The organism is Microcoleus sp. D3_18_C4, assembly GCF_036702355.1.
Classification (GTDB): Bacteria; Cyanobacteriota; Cyanobacteriia; order Cyanobacteriales; family Microcoleaceae; genus Microcoleus.
On record NZ_JAUBTF010000150.1, the window covers coordinates 1 to 2,683 of the forward strand.

Below are 2,683 nucleotides of genomic sequence, written 5' to 3' on the forward strand. Positions count from 1 at the left end.
TATCATTATTATTCACTTAGATTTCTATACAAAGAGGTATTGACAAAATATACTCCCTTCTAACTTGTTACGAATGGGCAAGTGCCGTATAAAATCAGACGGAAAGCAGTATAAAATCACGCTCGATTACAGCATTTGCAGGGGCTGCATTGTACCGGTTTTTATCCGAAAAGATCCGGCTTGCCGCCTGTAATTTCCTGCCAAATTACTGCTTTTTTGTGTCGAGCGTGCATTTGCCTTTTGAGGCTGGTTATAGCTATTGAGTTTTGGTAGCAAGCAATGTTTTTGCAATCGCCTAAAGGCCGGGTGCGGTGGAATGGCTGCGAGGCAATCGGACTGCTGGCACGGCTGGCATGGCTTCAAAAATGCACCATAGACGCGCGGTTGGGCGGTTTTTGAGTCAATATAATTGCCGAGCACAAGCAGATATCAATCATCTACCTGGGTACACAATTGTTACTCAACAGTTGTATCCTTTGTGCTGACAGGGTTTTGAGTCTGTGCAAGTATATTTGCATAGGGAAATTTAGGGAGTGAGGGAATCAGGTGACATAGCCGAGGAGAGGAAACTTGGCGTAAAGTGGACAGGGCGGAAAACAAACTGTAAATAAAAGTTAAGTTTCAATCACTACTATGCTCTTGTTAAGAGCTAAGGGCTCTCCAGCAGAGACTTAAAAACTAAATCACTTACCACTAAAAAAATGTAGCTGATTTTGATTGACAAAGCTATAATAGTTCTCAGGTAGCTAAAAGCTTATAAATTCCAGCACTTGGTGCTCGACAAAAAGCGCTGCTACTATTCCTTTAGCACTCATAACTTTCTCTAAAATTTCGTTCGACAATCACTTTGTCTGCCGAGCGTTGGGTTTCATCAACGCTGGACAGCCAATAACTAAATAAAATAACCAACCTTTGCCAGGAGTTCACCCGAACTCCTTTTTTTGTGTTTATTTTTACGTCCAATTCAATTGAAAGTTTGTTCATCCAATCAAAAAGGAGTTTTTGACATGGCTAAGCCAAAACACAAAAGTCTACGAAATGTCCCCGAAATGTACGACGAAACCAAACGACCTTTCACCTTTAGTCTGACGCCAACAGCCGTCAACATACTGGATGATCTTGCCAAAATACACGGTATTTCTCGCTCAGAAGTTGTTGAGCAATATGCTCGAACACAAGAGCATTTACCAGCTCATTCGCCAACCCAAAGTAACCCTTAGTCTGAACCCCAAACTCTTTGACAATCCAGCCCTTTTTTAGCCTCGCTCATTGTACTATGAATCTTTTTATCCCCAGAACCACACAACTGTATTTTGGCTATCAAGTACAAAAGCCAAAAGAGGCTACCTTACAAAGATTAGCCACTAAACAAGAGCTAAGTTTTGCTAGTTTTAGTCACCCGATTGGTTGGAGTGTGGTGTCGAGCTTCTACCTTGCTAAGCATAGCAAGGTGTTAGCTCTTATGCCTTACCTAATCTTTTTTGAGGTTATAAGTAGCCAAAAATTTATTTATAAAATAAGCGGGTTTTTAAGAAAAAAAGCCTTGTCTTGTAAAGCTTACAGCCGACCGCCACCTAGAGTAAAAACTACAGTAAAGTTATGATTTACTGTAGTTTTTACTATTATTTGAATGAGAGCCAGTTTCTGAAAGGCTCTTTTCAAAGCTTCGTAGCACTTCCACAAGACCTAAACTTGTCTCGTTTTCCTCTACTACCATTTATAAACATGAAAAAGAACCTCTCTTTGACCGATATTCTCGGTCTTTATGCTACTCACCTTCAGAGCCAGCATCCGCGAAAGAAAGCGCAAGAAATTATCGCTCAAACTGAAACTGCGATTAACCGTTACACTTTGCCAGGATGGGGCTTGGAGCCTTTCAAAGGTCGCAAGCCCACGCGAGTTGAAATAGACAGGGCCACGGCCTTTAAAAAAGGTATAAACGTTGAGCAATTCACAACTGCGAAGGAAGCTCAAGAAAAAGCCTTTGAACTGCTGCAACCTTCGGATAGTAGTAAGGAGGTTTACCGCTCGCGGCTTAAGGAACTTATTTCTTGGTGCATCAAGCAAGGCTGGTGGCCGGGAAATACCTTACCTGAGAAACCTGTTGATTGCTGCGGAGGTCGTCGCCGTCGAGGCTATGGAATTATGGCGAAAACGCTACTGACAAGTCGCTCTGCTTTGCCGCCTTATGGTTTGCAACCAGAGCAAGTGTCAGAGAAGTTAAAAGCTAAAACTGAACAGTTCTACAAGTTTCGTACCTCCGCCCACTGGCCGGGTAGATTAGAAGACCCGGTGAAAACTACAGCCTGCCGCAACCAAATTGGCTTGTTCTTTCACTTGCTCGGCTGGTTCCATCACTACCGAGGAGTGCCGTTGGAAGAGCTGTCTTTGAATACTTTAATTCCGCCGGTTGAACTCAAGTATGCGGCTTCTAAGGAAGCAGCAGCCGCAATGGCTGCTAAGGTAGGGGATTATGTGGATCGCTGGGTTTGCGAATTCTGCAACTTTTTGATAGAGGAGCGGGGTGCCAGAAGCCCTCACACTCGCAAGAGTTACCTCTGTGCGCTGCTGGCGGTGGCGAAGTTTCAATACCACAATGAAATCACTTCTAGTACAGCTCGGCGTAAGTAGACAGACTATATTTGTGGTAGAATAACATAGTTAGTTTAGACCAGTTTCGGTA

Annotated in this window: 2 protein-coding genes; both read left to right on the forward strand. The window is 43.3% G+C overall.

All coding sequences use genetic code 11. The annotated features are described in order from the left end of the window. The first annotated feature begins 1,276 nt into the window (after positions 1-1,276). The gene (locus tag QUA90_RS30235) at positions 1,277-1,603 is read left to right on the forward strand and encodes a hypothetical protein (RefSeq protein WP_333448774.1); all 327 of its coding nucleotides are present in this window, start codon (positions 1,277-1,279) and stop codon (positions 1,601-1,603) included. A 122-nt stretch (positions 1,604-1,725) separates the two neighbouring features. Then, positions 1,726-2,631 (forward strand): hypothetical protein, encoded by a 906-nt coding sequence (locus QUA90_RS30240; RefSeq protein WP_333448775.1) that lies wholly within the window; start codon positions 1,726-1,728, stop codon positions 2,629-2,631. Positions 2,632-2,683: the final 52 nt, after the last annotated feature.

Coding starts and splice junctions, on each gene's coding strand:
- QUA90_RS30235 (WP_333448774.1), top strand. CDS start 1,277: ATGAATCTTTTTATCCCCAGAACCACACAACTGTATTTTGGCTATCAA.
- QUA90_RS30240 (WP_333448775.1), top strand. CDS start 1,726: ATGAAAAAGAACCTCTCTTTGACCGATATTCTCGGTCTTTATGCTACT.